Source organism: Petroclostridium xylanilyticum (assembly GCF_002252565.1).
In the GTDB taxonomy this organism is placed as follows: domain Bacteria; phylum Bacillota; class Clostridia; order SK-Y3; family SK-Y3; genus Petroclostridium; species Petroclostridium xylanilyticum.
The window spans coordinates 39,930-53,426 of record NZ_NPML01000027.1; the positions used below are offsets into that span (position 1 = coordinate 39,930).

General features: G+C 44.3%; 16 protein-coding genes and 2 pseudogenes. All 18 read left to right on the forward strand.

Annotation, left to right across the window (positions count from 1 at the left end):
* Positions 1–271 precede the first annotated feature (271 nt).
* The 18 genes and pseudogenes from CIB29_RS15965 to CIB29_RS16040 all read left to right on the forward strand — a co-directional run bounded on the left by CIB29_RS15965 (position 272) and on the right by CIB29_RS16040 (position 13,494).
* On the forward strand, positions 272–631 hold the full coding sequence (locus tag CIB29_RS15965) for a BlaI/MecI/CopY family transcriptional regulator (protein ID WP_094551402.1): 360 nt from the start codon (positions 272–274) through the stop codon (positions 629–631).
* On the forward strand, positions 628–2,817 hold the full coding sequence (locus CIB29_RS15970; protein WP_094551404.1) for a M56 family metallopeptidase: 2,190 nt from the start codon (positions 628–630) through the stop codon (positions 2,815–2,817). The genes CIB29_RS15965 and CIB29_RS15970 overlap by 4 nt, the downstream gene beginning before the upstream one ends.
* 96 nt (positions 2,818–2,913) lie before the next feature.
* Positions 2,914–3,372: an RNA polymerase sigma factor gene (locus tag CIB29_RS15975; RefSeq protein WP_242965273.1), complete on the forward strand. Its 459-nt coding sequence runs from the start codon at positions 2,914–2,916 to the stop codon at positions 3,370–3,372.
* Positions 3,362–4,057 carry a DUF4367 domain-containing protein gene (locus CIB29_RS15980; RefSeq protein WP_094551406.1) on the forward strand — a complete coding sequence of 232 codons (696 nt, stop codon included), beginning with the start codon at positions 3,362–3,364 and terminating at the stop codon, positions 4,055–4,057. Before CIB29_RS15975 ends, CIB29_RS15980 begins: the two co-directional genes overlap by 11 nt.
* Before the next feature lie 99 nt (positions 4,058–4,156).
* Positions 4,157–4,297: a hypothetical protein gene (locus CIB29_RS19290; RefSeq protein WP_242965275.1), complete on the forward strand. Its 141-nt coding sequence runs from the start codon at positions 4,157–4,159 to the stop codon at positions 4,295–4,297.
* 390 nt (positions 4,298–4,687) lie between these two features.
* Positions 4,688–5,761 carry an amidase domain-containing protein gene (locus tag CIB29_RS15990; RefSeq protein ID WP_094551408.1) on the forward strand — a complete coding sequence of 358 codons (1,074 nt, stop codon included), beginning with the start codon at positions 4,688–4,690 and terminating at the stop codon, positions 5,759–5,761.
* 41 nt (positions 5,762–5,802) lie between these two features.
* Positions 5,803–6,285: a hypothetical protein gene (locus CIB29_RS15995; RefSeq protein WP_094551409.1), complete on the forward strand. Its 483-nt coding sequence runs from the start codon at positions 5,803–5,805 to the stop codon at positions 6,283–6,285.
* 382 nt (positions 6,286–6,667) lie between these two features.
* A complete protein-coding gene (locus tag CIB29_RS19015; protein WP_198543938.1) occupies positions 6,668–6,820 on the forward strand; it encodes a hypothetical protein in 153 nt (50 codons plus the stop codon).
* Between the two features lie 183 nt (positions 6,821–7,003).
* A complete protein-coding gene (locus tag CIB29_RS16000) occupies positions 7,004–7,369 on the forward strand; it encodes a hypothetical protein (RefSeq protein ID WP_242965276.1) in 366 nt (121 codons plus the stop codon).
* Positions 7,351–8,655, forward strand: a complete 1,305-nt coding sequence (locus CIB29_RS16005; protein WP_242965278.1) for a DNA-primase RepB domain-containing protein — start codon at positions 7,351–7,353, stop codon at positions 8,653–8,655. Before CIB29_RS16000 ends, CIB29_RS16005 begins: the two co-directional genes overlap by 19 nt.
* Positions 8,649–9,284 (forward strand): annotated as a pseudogene (locus tag CIB29_RS16010) (DNA-methyltransferase); the annotation flags it as partial. The gene CIB29_RS16005 and the pseudogene CIB29_RS16010, both read left to right, overlap by 7 nt.
* A 5-nt stretch (positions 9,285–9,289) precedes the next feature.
* Positions 9,290–10,543 (forward strand): annotated as a pseudogene (locus CIB29_RS16015) (site-specific DNA-methyltransferase).
* A gap of 115 nt (positions 10,544–10,658) precedes the next feature.
* Complete coding sequence (locus CIB29_RS19295; RefSeq protein ID WP_242965282.1) at positions 10,659–10,883, forward strand: hypothetical protein; 225 nt, start codon at positions 10,659–10,661, stop codon at positions 10,881–10,883.
* A gap of 3 nt (positions 10,884–10,886) precedes the next feature.
* On the forward strand, positions 10,887–11,366 hold the full coding sequence (locus CIB29_RS16020; protein WP_242965285.1) for a hypothetical protein: 480 nt from the start codon (positions 10,887–10,889) through the stop codon (positions 11,364–11,366).
* Entirely contained in the window at positions 11,353–11,694 is a 342-nt protein-coding gene (locus tag CIB29_RS16025; protein ID WP_242965286.1) for a DUF6329 domain-containing protein, read from the forward strand. The genes CIB29_RS16020 and CIB29_RS16025 overlap by 14 nt, the downstream gene beginning before the upstream one ends.
* Entirely contained in the window at positions 11,691–11,921 is a 231-nt protein-coding gene (locus CIB29_RS16030) for a DUF4314 domain-containing protein (RefSeq protein WP_094551411.1), read from the forward strand. Before CIB29_RS16025 ends, CIB29_RS16030 begins: the two co-directional genes overlap by 4 nt.
* Positions 11,922–12,061: 140 nt before the next feature.
* On the forward strand, positions 12,062–12,961 hold the full coding sequence (locus CIB29_RS16035; protein WP_094551525.1) for an amidoligase family protein: 900 nt from the start codon (positions 12,062–12,064) through the stop codon (positions 12,959–12,961).
* Positions 12,962–13,026: 65 nt separating this feature from the next.
* Positions 13,027–13,494 (forward strand): gamma-glutamylcyclotransferase family protein, encoded by a 468-nt coding sequence (locus CIB29_RS16040; RefSeq protein ID WP_094551412.1) that lies wholly within the window; start codon positions 13,027–13,029, stop codon positions 13,492–13,494.
* Positions 13,495–13,497 lie beyond the last annotated feature (3 nt).

A 13,497-nucleotide genomic window follows, 5' to 3' on the forward strand; every position in this document is an offset into this window, starting at 1 on the left:
TGTATTTTTGTTTTGACTGTATGTGGAAACACATCCACAGCCTCTCGGGGCGGCATTTGGCGGGCGGGGTTGTGTTGACGGAAAAGACGGGATTTGAAATGATTTGACTCGTTCGCGGGAACATGTCCATAACTTGAATCTTTTTATGCTTTAGCAAAATCAATATGATCTGCAGAAATGCAATTTAATTCATATTTTGCCATTGACATATTGGGTCGAACGCGATAGACTTTAATTAGGTCTATTAAAATAAACCCAAGGAGGTAACTATATGGAAAAATATAAGCTGTTTGATGCGGAGTATAAATTTGTAAGTATAATCTGGGATAATGAACCGATCAATTCCACTGAGCTTGTAAAGTTATGCGCGGATAAACTCGGCTGGAAAAAGTCTACCACTTACACCGTATTAAAAAAGCTCTGTGAACGCGGTATCCTGCAAAACAGGGATGCGACTGTTACTGCATTGGTTAAGCGTGAAGATGTACAGAGATATGAAAGCAGAGCTGTGTTGGAAAAAACATTTGACGGGTCGCTGCCGAAATTTCTGACTGCCTTCCTAAGTGGCCGCAAGCTTTCTGAACAGGAGGCCGAGGAACTGAAGCGGATTATAGAGGAGGCGGTGAAATGAGCTTGCTGCAAGATTTATTTATAACTATTGTGAACATGAGTATCACTGCATCATGTGTAGCTATTGGCGTTATTCTTGTCCGCCTATTGTTAAAAAAAGCACCAAAGGTCTTTTCCTATATTCTTTGGGTTCCTGTGCTTTTCCGTCTTGCATGCCCATTTTCTTTTGATTCAGCTTTTAGCTTTTTCAATCTGATAAACCCGAATGTGAAGCAAGGAAGCGGAATATCTGAGTTTGTACCGCAGAATATAGGGTTGATGCAGACGCCTGTGATTCGGTCCGGTATTGGCAGCATTGACAGCGCGGTGAATGCTTCTCTGCCTCCGGCCATTCCGGTGGCAAGCGTGAATCCCATAGAGATATGGATGTCCGTTTTAAGCTTTATCTGGATTTCCGGGGTTGTTGCACTGCTTATTTACAGCATCGTTTCTTATGTAAAAATCAAAAGAAAACTTCAGACTGCGACTCGCGTGGAGGCCAATGTCTTTGAAACCGATGCTATCGGCACAGCCTTCGTATGTGGCTTTATACACCCGAAAATCTATGTGCCTGCAAATATTGGGGATGCGAACCTGTCCTACATACTGGAACACGAGCGCACACATATCCGCAGGAAGGATTATCTGATAAAGCCGCTTGCTTTTCTTGCGCTCATCCTTCACTGGTTCAATCCGCTTATGTGGCTGTGTTTTGCGCTCATGAGCCGGGACATGGAGATGTCCTGCGATGAGAGCGTGCTAAATAGGCTGGGCGAGGGCGCAAAGGGCGGCTATTCAGGGTCGCTTTTGTCACTGGCGGTGAAAAGAAAAGGACTTTTGGCGGCGAATCCTTTAGCCTTCGGCGAGAGCCATGTAAAGGCTAGAATAAAAAATGTACTCAATTTTAAGAAACCAGCATTTTGGGTCATAATGATTGCAGTTGTAGCTGTTTGCATAGCTGTAGTTGCTTTTGTTGCAGACCCTAAACATGAGCAAATTGCTCCTGATTTGTATCTTGGTTACCCAATCCAGACATTAATGGATAACAAAACCCCCTATGTGGGAAACAACTATAAAGTTATTAAGCTTATTGATGCAATGCCTCTGACTAAAGGTATTGTACGCGATACTGTAGAGCTTCAGACGGCTAATTTGCCTTATGGAATAATGATTTATTATGAAATGAACGACGCTTCAGTCATTAAAATACGTGACGCTATAAGTGGTGATGCATTTTATCGGAATTCTATAGTGCTCTTTAGTTTAATTGACAATGTGGATATTATTAGCTGTAAAATTATAGATAAAACCGGTGATTATGACGAGGTGTCATATATCTTTACCCTTACGAGGGCAGAGGCAGAAAAACTTATTGGTGAAGATGTTCGACATTTTGCATACAATGCGGATACAATTAGAAGACTTATCGATATTATAAACAATATTTCATTGGGGGAAAATCACAATGATATTGCAAGACTTATAGAGGAAAATCTCGCCGCGATAATGTCCTCGCCACAGGAGGCATCGAATCCGTATGCCTATATCAATATACATAAAAAAGAATATGAAAACATTTTGAAGATGGGCAAAGAAGCTCTCCCATACCTTATTGAAATACTTGAAAAAGAAGATAAAGGACTCCGGGGCAACATTGCCATGTTCCTTTGCCAAGATATTGTAAAGGGATTACTAAAAGGAAGCAAGGATATAAGTCCGGAAATCGAGAAATCAATCAAAGAAGCTCAAATGTCTGTCGATAAATGGAATGCTTTAATGGGGAATATACCGAAAGAAATCATGCCGGAGTTTACGAAAGAAGAGGTGGCTAAAGCCCGTGCGGTTGTGGAGGAATACTATCGGGCTGTTGCTGCAAAGGACGTCGAGGCAATACTTGCAACATTATACCCGAGGGAAGGCCTCACGCTTGAGCGGGTAAAAAGCGGCAACGTAATATTATTTGGTAAGGAAAAACGCACACTTTTAAGCATTGATTATGATTCCCAGGACAGTATGCGAAAAAACTACATGCCTGGTGGGAAATATGTTGAACAGGAAAACATTATTGTTTTTAAGGTGAGCTTCAATGTAGATTATCCCGAAAATGAAACGGGACCGTGGAATGAGGGTATCTATAAAAACTGGAGCATGATACTGATCCGGGACAATAAGAACAGCCCATGGCTTATTTATGACCAGGGCTATTAATTGAGGTGATAAAATGCTTCCAATATATCTGGCGATGCTTGACGGCGAAGAGGATAAAAATAAATTTGAATTGCTTTATGTTACATACAGGAGCTTATGTTCTACGTCGCCAACCGCATCCTAAACGATGAGCGGCTCGCGGAAGACGCTGTACATCAGGCATTTTTGAAAATTCTTGAGAATTTCGATAAAGTGGGGGAAATTTCCTGTCACAAAATCAAGAGCTACGTTGTTACTATGGTTAGAAACAACGCCATCAATATGTATAATCGGCGAAAAAGATATGCCGCAATTCCTCTAGAAGAACTGAAATTCAGTATTGCGGAAGAAAAACAAGAACAAACAGGCGATTTGGATTATCTTGCAGAAGCTATATTGAAGCTGCCTGTTATATATAAAGATGTGCTGACACTGAAATATGTTCAAGAGTTTTCAAATGAGGAAATAGCAAAGATGTTGGATATATCTGAGGCGACGGTCAGAAAACGGCTTGAGCGTGCAAAACGCAGGCTTGAGGAAATTCTGGAAAGGGAGGAGAGCGCCGATGTCAATTAGTTTTACGGACGATATACTTAAAGAAGCCGTTATTAAAGCGGACATATATGAGATAGAAGCCCTGCCTACAGACGATGAAATAGAGCATGAGTTCTCAAATGAGTTTGAACGAAAGATGAAAAAGCTTATATGCCGAAGCAAAACAAGAAGCCCGGTTGGAGGAATGGCTTTTTTGCGCAGACGGGCGGTTGCTTTGATTGCCGCAATAATTATCCTGTTTGCGTCCGCAATGAGCGTATCGGCTGTGCGTGCTGCGGTGTTTGAATTCATAACCGAGGTGTACGAAAAATTCACCCATATATTCTTTGATGAAAGCCGGTCATCTCAGGATGCGGCCGATGGATTTGCCATATATGAACCGGCCTATATACCGGAAGGCTTTGAACTGGTCAATAAAAAAACAGACGGCCTTGTTCTGCTAGAATATGAAAAGGGAGACGAATTTATATCCTACAGCCAGCAGCGCCTTGAGAATGTATCAATGAACATAAATACAGAAGGCGTAAAACTGGAAGAACTTGAGTTTAAAGGTTTACCGGCCAAGTATTATTCGAATCAAGGAGTGCAAAACCTGCTATGGCACGATGATAAGTATACGTATATGGTATCGTCAACATTAGATCGAGACACCGTGTTTAAGATCGCAGAAAGCGTTGAAATTACAGGCACGGACTTAAGTCCATAAAGTTCAGAAAATTTTTCTAAAAAATTTATTATTTCCTGTCACAAAAGCCTCTTTTGATTTGTTTTATTTATTGAAAACAAAATCAAAGGAGGCTTTAACATGCTTAGGAAAAAACTTTTATCTGCCGCATTGAGTACTTTGCTTGCCATTTCTGCATTAACATCGACAGCATTGGCTGCAGAAGAAACTAGCGCAACGCAGGAGTCAGTGGTGTCCATTCAGTATGTTTACATCAACTAGGCAAGCACCTCGCTGACTATTTCATCAAGCGGAACGGCCACTGTATACGGGTATGTGCAAAAAACACCGGCCGGAAAAAGCATTTATCTTACATCTACTTTGCAGCGCTATTCTAACGGATCATGGTCAAACGTGAAAAGCTGGTCGAAATCTTCAACATCTTTGTCGACATCTATATTGGAAACATATCAGGTGACCAGTGGGACTTACAGGGTTGAGACATATTACTATGTATCTGGCGACAGTGGCTATGAATCTGGTACGATTTACAGCAAGACCGTAACTTATTAAAATAAGACATTTATTCCTTAAACTGACATTACCAAAATAATGAAATGAAAGTTTTTTGAAAGTAAATGTGAAAAGTTACGAAAAGGAGGATTTTAAATTATGCAAATGCAAAGTAAAAAATGTATAAAAAGAAGATTTTTTTGCAGATTGATATGTATATGTTTACTTATCAGTTCTATAATCATAACTGCGACTCCTGTATATGCAAACACATCTGAAAGTGAAAGTAATAATAGTTTTGGCACTGCTAATTCATTAACACTTGGCACTGAAATGAATGGGAAAATATCTTCTACAAGTGACATTGATTATTTCAGTTTTAGTGTTTCCAATGGACAAGTTATAAATGTAAATTTAGCTGATATCCCATCAGGCTGTGATTATGATATTAAACTGTACAACAACAGTCAAACAGAAGTTGGAAGTTCAACAAAAGGTGGGAATGCCAATGAATATATAAAACACACAGCCTCATCAAGTGGAACTTATTATGTCAAGGTATATAGTTATTCCGGTTCAAGTACTTCTTACAGTTACGCTTTGTGTGTAATGAAAGGAGATATTACAACATCTAACACAAATTCTTCGTACAACAGAAATAATGCAAAATGGTATGCAGAGACTTATGCAGCATGGCCTGGGAATACAAATTATACCAATTATGCAAGTATGGGTGGAGATTGCACAAACTTTGCTTCTCAGGTTGTTAACTATGGCGGAATGAGTATGCAAGGTTCACCTAATCCAGGGTATAATTCATCTTGGTACTGGTATAGTGATAGTAGCAGGTCTTATTCTTGGACGTCAGCAAATTGGTTTAGGAAGCATTGGGCTAATTATAATAATGATGGATATAATAGGGCATATAGATTTAAAATATACACGGTTGATACTGCGATAGATAATTTTAGTACTATATATTCTGAATTGTGGCCAGGAGATATAGTACAACACGTTGACAGAGGTAATGGTCAGTCATATCATTCACAAGTAATACATAAGTATGGCTATAATAGTTCAAATGGTGTTAATGACTTATTTTATGCACAACATTCAACAAGTTCTTCGGGATTTTATAAAGATGGTTCTTTATATGATTATCTTGTAAATAAAAGAAATAGAGGGGAAGGAAGTGATTGGTTTATAACTATTCAAATTAAAAGTGGTTCGTAATCAATAATTAATATAAAATATTTATGAAAGGAGTTTTTTATATGACACGTAAAAGGAGAATATTTACAATAGTTTTTACAACGATAATAGCTATTATGATAGGAGTTTTAGGAGCTATGGCATCAGGAGTATCAAAGAATGATTTACAAAAAATTTATAATAAACTTAGAGAGGAATTCAAGCAAGAAGAAAAAGAATTTTTTGAATCCGAAAATCCATCAATAGAAAAAGGTAAAGAATTAAAACAAAAAGCTATAGAATTGGGAAAAATGGAAGCAGAACTATATCCTAAAAGTTCGGAAGATGTATTGGCTGAGAGAATTCGCATTTCAAAATCTGCTATAGAGGATAAGATTGTAGTTTACAGTGCAAATGATCCTAGACAAGCTGAAAAGTTAAAAAAGGCAAGGGAGATACTTAATAAACTTGAAAAAATTGAAAACGATTTAAAAGAAAAGAAAAGGTCGATTGAAGAATTACAAAAGGAATTCGAAGCTGTAAGCAAAATAAAAATTACCGAATAAAATAATGAAAAACCAGCTTTAATACCACTGATAATTGAAGATAAAGATTTTCAAAAACAATAGATTTTAATTTTGATATTATTGGCATCCCCCAGAGGTTTTTTCTGGGGGATATTTTATTATGGGACTACCTCCAAAAAAGTTGTTCCAATAAAAAAACTCCGTTTTACGGGTGGATAATTATTTCGCAATATTAAGAGTAAATAATTGTCACAAAATACTCCTCCATATTGTTTTTATTGATAGAGAGAAATGTCGGGGGGGTTATTTTTAATAAAAAATACTACTTCAAGGTATTTTGAGACATTACTGCTTTGAATGAAAGAAAGCTTCAAGGTTTTTCTTCTCTTCAATATATTTCGATAAAACGCAACATTGTTAGTTGAATAGAAAGGCGGTAATCACGTTGCACTGCATATCACAAAAAGTAAAGACAGAAGAATTCTTGATAAACAGCAAAAAGAAAATTCGGCATGACAACACCTGCCGGACTAATTTACATGTGTTGATCTGTGAAGCGGGTGCTGCCGTGTAGGTTGGAGCTGACGAGGTTGATGTTGTATGGCCTGGACTTCATACAATATCAAGCGGTTCTCTGCCAATATACATTAGGCAAAAGCTATACGCCGGAAAAGATTCCATCCCCGTATAAAAAAGCAATACAGCGCAAAAAGAGACGACGACCCTACTGGCAGGGCGCTGCTTGATAAAATAGTTTTTGCGGCCGAGTTTTAGGACACTTGCCGACAGCGCGCTGAAAACGCTGGTGCCGGAGCTGTTCGGCGTGGAACTGCCAAGCTTTGAAACGATGACGGCTGGCAGGTATTTTGACGAATTGGATCCGCAGGATTCCGAAACCATCCGCTATGCCTGCGCAGACAGCGATTATACACTTCGGCTGTATTATCTGTTCAATCAGTGGTTTGACCGGTATCTGCGGAAGCACCGATTCATTGTTGAAAAGCTTGAATCGCCCGCCGCCGTTTATGTCGGCTTGATGAAGTACAATGGATTGCTGGTGGATGAAGAGAGGATGCGGATATTACCCGTATCAATGCGCAGTTTGTGGAGTGCGACAGCCTGAGTTTTGAAGAGCAGCTTGCCGCAATTGAAGCGTTTCCAGTTGAGCCGTCGCTGATTGTCAGGACGAAAAAGTCGCTGCACACATACTGGCTGATGAAGGACGCGAAGGTTGAAAATTTCCGCAGGGTGCAAAAACGACTGATTGCAAAATTCAACGGCGATCCGGCCTGTATAAACGAAAGCCGGGTGCTCCGCCTGCCGGGGTTTTACCACTGCAAGGAAGAGCCGGTCATGGTGGAATGCATCAAATTCAGCCCAGAACTGCGCTATACGCAGGCGGAGCTGGAGGCGGCATTGTCTGAAATCCGGGAAGAGACGAAGCCCGGAACACCGGTTCCGAAAGGAACGCGAAAAGGGCTTGAGATGGTTGGCAGGCGATGCCTGTTCATACATCACTGCAGGGACAATGCAAAAACACTCTCTGAACATGACTGGTATGCGATGATTGCAAACCTTGCGGTTTTTGAGGGCGGAGACCGGCTGATCCACGCCTTGTCGAAGCCATACCCTAAGTACAGCCATAAGGAAACGCAGGACAAGATCAATCATTTTCTGGAGAGCGGCACCAAACCCATAACATGCAGAACAATTGCGGAAAAGGGCTTTCAGTGCCCCAAGCTGGAGGACAACTCCTGCGGATGCAAGGCTCCTGCCGCTCTGTGCTACAAGCCGCTTTCCGTGGAGGAATTGCGCGTTTTTCTTTCAGAGCAGCCGGTTGCAAAATCGGCGGTGGATAATGTGCAGACCGCGCAGGAGTTTGTCAGGGATTTTTTATACAATACGGATCCGGTTGTTGCCGGGACGTTTATTGAATACGAAATGAAGGAGCATTTCGGTCTTAAGGCAGCAGCGGTGAAATCCCTTTCTGCGCTCCAGCGGGACATATGCAGGAAATACCGCGAGAGCAAGGAAACAAAGCGCGAAACCATGGGCGAAGAGCTGCCGGACTGGTACGAGCCCTCCGAGCGCGGCGGCCTGCGCTTTATCCCGGGGCTGCTGGCAAACCATATGGCCAAAAACGTCAATGCCTTTTACGGAGCGGAGAGCTATTACATCTATGAAAACGGCGTATACAAAGCGGCTTCCGATCTGCAGGCGGCGGCCAGGGTGCGCGGGCATCTCATTGAGCGGTACGCCACCATGTCTGCGATCAACGACACCGAGGGCCAGTGGCGGATGCTTATTTACAAGCCAATCCGGGAAATCAACTGCAACCCGTTTATCATCAACCTCAAAAACGGGCTGTACAACGTGCTGGACGGCAATCTCAAGGCGCATACCCGGTAATTAAAAACCTATGCAGACATGCAAATATTGTGTGCTGGAACCTGGGCGATCTATACGCGACCGGTTCCCAGTTCATTGAGTCTACCAGCGTATACAGCGTAAATATGTTTCTGGACAACGGCTATCGCCCTATATGGATCCGCATATGGAAGAAGCAGGGGCAGAACTTCGGCGTCGGACCTTATCACCTTGTTTCAAACAAGCCGGTTCAGCAGTATGAGTATATTTCGGCATTCAGCAAAAACGGCGAGGCTGAGGAATACAACGATCAGGAGTATGTGTGGCTTTCGGCATTTGCCGGGCATAGTTATAAATTTGTAAAGCGGCTGGCCAAGGAGGAGCGAAAGAAATGGGGATATGCAGGCATATGGGAGATGACGACAGTCCGGGCAAACAAGGAGCATCCTGCCATGTTCCCTGTGGAGCTTCCATGGCGCTGTATCAAAATGCACAGCGACAAGGGCGGCATTGTGCTGGAGCCGTTTTCCGGAAGCGGCACAACCATTATTGCCGCCGAGCAGACCGAGCGCAAGTGCTATGCGATGGAGCTGTCACCTATTTACTGCGATTTGGCGGTTAAACGCTGGGAGGACTTTACCGGCGAAAGAGCTGTCAGAATGGAGGGTTAAGATTAATGGAGATACAGAGAATACCCGCAGAAAAGTTGAAGGCGGCAAAATATAACTCGCGGAAGGATTTAAAGCCGGGCGATGCGGAATATGAAAAGCTTCGCCGCTCTATCGAAGAGTTCGGCTATGTAGAACCGGTTATATGGAACAAGTGCACCGAAAACATTGTCGGCGGACACCAGCGGTATAAGGTGCTTACAGCCTTAGGGTACAAGGAAATCGACTGTGTTGTGGTTGATCTGGACGAACAGCGTGAAAAAGAGCTCAATGTGGCGCTCAATAAAATCAGCGGCGAATTTGATATCCCGCTTTTGACCGATTTGCTTAAGGACTTGAATGATGACGGCTTTGACGTATCGCTTACCGGTTTTGATGCTGCGGAGATCGACGAGCTGTTCCGCGATAAAACTGCCGCCAACGTCAAAGAAGACAATTTCGATGCTGAAAAGGCGGTATCGGAGATTGAAACGCCGGTTACACAAAGGGGCGATGTATAGCTGTTAGGCAAGCATCGTTTGATGTGCGGCGACAGCACCTTGCTTTCGGATGTGCAAAAGCTGATGGACGGCAAAAAAGCGCGGTTCGTTTTCACCGATCCGCCCTGGAACGTGGATTACGGTTCGGATGCCAGGCATCCAAGCTGGAAGCCGAGGCAAATCTTAAACGACAGTATGGGCACCGAGGAATTCGGCGCTTTTTTATTGCGCGCTTTTAACTGCATACGTGAGGTTTCAGAAGCAGGATGCATGACCTATGTGGTGATGTCGGCGCAGGAATGGGACAGCTTGATGAACGTCATGCGGGAGGCAGGATATCACTGGTCAAGCACGATTATATGGAAAAAGGACAGCCTCGTGCTTTCCCGCAAGGACTATCACACCCAGTATGAGCCGATCTGGTACGGCTGGCTTGAGGGGACGCGCCTTTGTCCGCTGAAAGACCGCAAACAGTCGGATGTGTGGGAGATACCCCGCCCGAAAGTATCGGAGGAACACCCGACCATGAAGCCTGTTTCACTTGTGGCAAAGGCCATGCTTAACAGTTCCCATACGGGAGATTTGGCGCTTGATTTATTCGGAGGATCCGGCACAACAATGATTGCCGCGCAGCAGACCGGGCGGATTTGCTTCATGATGGAGCTTGACCCAAAGTACTGCGATGTGATAGTAAAGCGCTATGTTTCCCAGTTTGGGGATAACTCGGTTTGCTTATTGCGCGGGGATGAAATAATTCCATACCCGGAAACACAGATCGCTTGAAAATGTCCTTGCTTTTCCCTCAAAACAGAGCGTTAATGTACCCCACCAAAAAGAAAGGTGGGATTTTTTATGGGCATCAGAAACAATACAGCTTTTTCGGAGGGAGGTGAACGGAATGAGGAATAACAGCTTCCGCTTTTTACAGAAGGTTGCCGGTCAGGAGAGAAAAGTTATCGCTGCGGTAATTGCTGAAGCCCTTGGATGCCAGGTGCGTTATGCCGGAGCGCCGGGATTTGCCTACGAAGCAGGCGATGGGAGCCCTAGCAGCAGTTGGTCGGTAGACAGGGACAGTATGGTTCATTCGCCGGAAATTGACCTTGATGAAATCAAAAGCATCTGACCGGTGATCGATGCGTTGAATATCGCGGGTTTATTCGCAGAGGGAGACATGACAATTAAACTTTCCGCAGACAGCTTCAGCGAGGCAAGCCTCGAAAACCTTAAAAACCTGCTGGCCAGCAAAGAAACGCTGATAAAGAAAGTGCTGTCGATTGACCGGGAGCTTTCCGTGTCGGCTGAAAACAACGAAATCATTTTCCCGTTCTGGAACGCAACCCTAAATGCCGACGAGGTACAGACGTATGTCACGCTGGCAAGGCAGATGGCAGAACAGGCAAAGACGCAGAAGCGCGTGCTGCGTACGGAAAAAGCGGCGGACAATGAAAAATACGCCTTCCGCTGCTTCCTGCTCCGGTTGGGGTTTATCGGGGATGAGTTTAGAACTGAGCGCAGGATATTGCTTTCAAGGCTGTCCGGAAACGGGGCTTTCAGGAACAGTGAAGCAAGACGGCATAGTTTAAGGGCGGTGGATGAAAATGAATGATTTTCATAACACCGCCTTCTTTGTCAGGCATCCGTTCAGGATTGAGGATTTACAGAAGCCTCATCTGTATGAGCAGAGAAAATCTTTTGTGGTTGTGAAAACGATCGAGCTTTCTAAGATTGACTATGAGAATTTCATTGCCGATCTCTGCGTTGATCGCTGGTTTATCGAGGAAAACAAACGGCTTTGCTGCATTGACGATGAAGGCGTATGGCACTGTTTACTTGTACGGCATTGCGGGCAGCCGGACGGAGTGTTGGTAATGCCCGACGGCATGGATTATCCGAAATATGCCGCATATTATCCGGGAGAGGATGATGTAAAATGAGTGTAAGAGGCTTCCCTTCAAAAGAAACCGTCCTCCGGATTAAGAAGCAGTATCCGCCGGGGACACGCGTCGAGGTTATCTGTATGGATGATCCATACTCCATGCTAAAACCGGGAGAAAAAGGCACCGTTTCCTTTGTGGATGATATCGGAACCATACATATAAAGTGGGAGTGCGGTTCTTCTCTTGGCGCGGCTTATGGTAAGGATGTGATCAGGAGGCTGTAAATGTACACAAATTAAGACGTGAAAGATTGTCCAAAATCCGGCGGAAACTCATTAAAAATTGCCTTGCTATCCTGTGTTTTCCATGGCCTAATGTACACTGCCAAAGGGCAGAAAACACAGGGAAAGCGAGGAAAAGCACAATGCTTGAAACGAGATTCGGAATCGAGGTTGAATTCACAGGGATTACAAGGGCGCAGGCGGCAAAAACCGCCGCGGAGTTTTTGGGCGGGAGGATCGAAAGCGGAAACGATTATTACAACACGCATAAAGTTATCGCGCCGGACGGACGGGTCTGGAAATTCATGAGCGACGGCAGCATCCGGACGCAGAAAAAGGAACGCGGCCGGATTGCAGAGGCAGGCAGGGAATACAGTGTGGAGATGGTAAGTCCCATACTGACCTACCGCGAGGACATTGAAATCCTGCAGGAACTGATCAGAAGGCTTCGCCGGGCAGGCGGTTTTGCAAACGCCAGCTGCGGCATCCACGTCCATATAGACGGAGCAAGCCATACGCCGCGAAGCATCCGCAATTTTATCAACATCATTGCCAGCAAAAATGACCTGCTCTACAAGGCACTGCAGATTGAGCCGGACAGGATGCGGTTCTGCAAGAAAATGGACGCGGCGCTGGTGGAAAAATTAAACCGCAGAAAACCCAAGACCATGGCGACCATTGAGAGCATCTGGTATGAAGGCTATGAGGGAAGCCGCAGGCAACATTATCACAGCAGTAGGTACAACTTTTTGAACCTGCATAGCTTTTTCAACGGCAACGGAACGATTGAACTAAGAGGTTTCAACAGCGAGCTGCATGCCGGGAAAATAAGGAGCTACATAGTTCTTGCCCTGGCCCTCAACCATCAGGTGCTGACGCAAAAATGCGCTTCCAGCAAGAAGCCGCAGGTTGAAAACGAAAAATTCGCCATGCGGACATACCTTAACCGCATAGGGCTTATCGGCGACGAATTCAAAAACTGCCGGGAGCACCTTTGCAAGGCGCTAAGCGGCAACGCGGCATGGCGGTTTCGGGCGGCATAGATGAATGCGCTTCGCGGGGCGGACAGCCGCCCCTTGCCTGCGGCAAACACAAGGAGGAAGATACGATGAACAAGGAAAAAGGGACAATTTATTTGGCATACGGAAGCAACCTGAATTTGAAACAGATGGCATACCGTTGTCCTACTGCAAAAATATTAGGTAGCGCGAAACTGACTGGTTATCGGCTCTTATTCCGCGGAGGAAACGGCGCAGCGGTGGCGACGATAGAAAAGCAAAAAGGCGAAAGCGTTCCGGTATTGCTTTGGAAAATTACACCGTATGATGAGGAAGCGCTGGATCGGTATGAAGGATATCCGCACTTGTACCGGAAAGAAACGGTTAAGGTACGGTTCAAGGGACAGTGGGTATCGGCCATGGCATATATCATGAATGACGGCAGGCCTTTAGGAGCGCCGAGCCGTTATTACTACGAGGTAATCCGGCAGGGATATATGGACGCGAGCTTTGACATCTCCGTTCTCAATAAAGCGGTGCGGGATTCAACGGCGCAGGCAGAGAGGTCAGAGGTATAGAAA